The organism is Halorubrum tibetense (assembly GCF_042661865.1).
Lineage (GTDB): Archaea > Halobacteriota > Halobacteria > Halobacteriales > Haloferacaceae > Halorubrum > Halorubrum tibetense.
This window is the reverse complement of record NZ_JBHSWW010000422.1, coordinates 1-1,498: the sequence shown is the minus strand read 5'-3', so window position 1 is coordinate 1,498 and position 1,498 is coordinate 1. Positions and strand designations below refer to the sequence as shown.

The following is a 1,498-nucleotide window of genomic DNA, read 5'->3' as shown; positions in this document are numbered from 1 at the left end:
TGACGTTCGCGCCGCCGGTGTGTTCGTGGAGCGCCGCGACGATCGCGCGATGGCCCGACGACCGGTTCTCGATCCGAGTGATGACGCGGGCGAGCGCGCGGTGGCTCCCGTCGGGGAGGTCGGCGACGAGCCTCTCGTCGGCGTCGCTCAGAGTCGTCTCCGACACGTCGGCGGCGGCCCGTTCCCCGTCGGGGGAGCGCTCCCCGTCGGCAGTGGATCGGCTCCCGCCCGTCCCGTTGCCGTCCATCTAGCGCTCCGGGACGTTCGCCCGGATGAACTCGATCGTCTCCTCCATCGGCGTGCCCGGGCCGAACACCTCGGCGACGCCGATCGCCTTGAGGTCCGCCTCGTCGTCGTCCGGAACGATCCCGCCGACGACGACGAGCGTGTCCTCGAACGCGTCGTACTCCTTGAGTCCCTCTATCACCTTCGGCACGAGGGTGTTGTGCGCACCCGAGAGGATCGAGATCCCGAGGACGTCGACGTCCTCCTGAACCGCCGCCTGAACGATCTCGTCGGGCGCGCGATGGAGCCCGGAGTAGACGACCTCGAAGCCGGCGTCCCGGAACGCCCGCGCGATCACGTGTGCCCCCCGGTCGTGGCCGTCCAGTCCGACCTTCGCGACCAGACACCGGATGGCCCGCTCGCGTTCCTCCGTTTCGACGCTCATACCCTCCTCTGGGTCGGCGACCCGTTTGATTCTAACGGAAGACCGGGAAGGATCGGACGCGCGACGACACGGCCCGCCGCTGACGGCGGTCACGGCACGATCGACCAATCATAAACGGTAGCTGCGTCAACGCGCGACCTCGGTCGGAACCCGATCTCGCTTATAAATACGCCGCCAGCCGGAACCCGATCTCGCTTATAAATACGCCGCCGGCCGGAACACGGCCTCGTTCGTAGCCGCCGCTTCGGTGTCTTCGTATATATACGTGCACCGCGCTCGACGACGCCGCTCCCCGGCAGCGGAGTATATAAGCACGGTCCGGGAGCGGCGGTAGGGCAGTCGTCCCGCCGATCCGTCGACAGTGGCGGTTTTCGCCCGGGTCTCGAGTCCTTTTATTCGCGGCGCGGTAACTCCCGTCCGAACATGGCACGCGTGAGCGCCGGGGGGCGACTCCACTTCGGCTTCTGTAATCTGAGCCTCTCCCACGAGCGGCTGTACGGCGCGCTCGGCGTGGCGCTCGCGGAGCCACGGGTGACCGTGACCGCGACTCCTGCCGACGAGGTACACGTCTCGATCGCCACGGATGACACGAATGCGGACGGGCTCGAGGGCGGGACCGTCAGTAGTTGGACGCCCGGAGACGACACGGTGGATGCGCTCCGCGCGGACGTCCGGAGCTACGCCACCGTGGCCGCGGACCGACTGGGGGTTCCGGGCGTGTCGGTCACGATCGAGTCCTCGCTTCCCCGTCACGCGGGGTTGGGAAGCGGCACCCAGCTGGCGGCGACGACGCTCGCGGCGGTGGCACGCGCGTACGACCGGCAACCC

2 protein-coding genes and 1 pseudogene are annotated in these 1,498 nt (G+C 68.6%); 1 reads left to right on the top strand and 2 read right to left on the bottom strand.

From position 1 onward, the window contains the following. Together ACFQEU_RS15780 and ACFQEU_RS15775 are read right to left on the bottom strand one after the other, a co-directional pair. Positions 1-247: pseudogene (locus tag ACFQEU_RS15780) on the bottom strand (hypothetical protein); the annotation flags it as partial. Continuing rightward, positions 248-670, bottom strand: coding sequence for a cobalamin B12-binding domain-containing protein (locus ACFQEU_RS15775; RefSeq protein ID WP_379783711.1), 423 nt, complete (start codon positions 668-670; stop codon positions 248-250). A 423-nt stretch (positions 671-1,093) separates the two neighbouring features. On the opposite strand from ACFQEU_RS15775, the gene ACFQEU_RS15770 reads away from it, so the two are divergent. Continuing rightward, positions 1,094-1,498 (top strand): GHMP family kinase ATP-binding protein (locus tag ACFQEU_RS15770; protein WP_465261166.1); only part of this gene is annotated, 405 nt, incomplete at its 3' end.

Bases quoted from the DNA above. Each gene is read 5' to 3' on its own strand.
- ACFQEU_RS15775 (WP_379783711.1), bottom strand. From the start codon at position 670: ATGAGCGTCGAAACGGAGGAACGCGAGCGGGCCATCCGGTGTCTGGTC.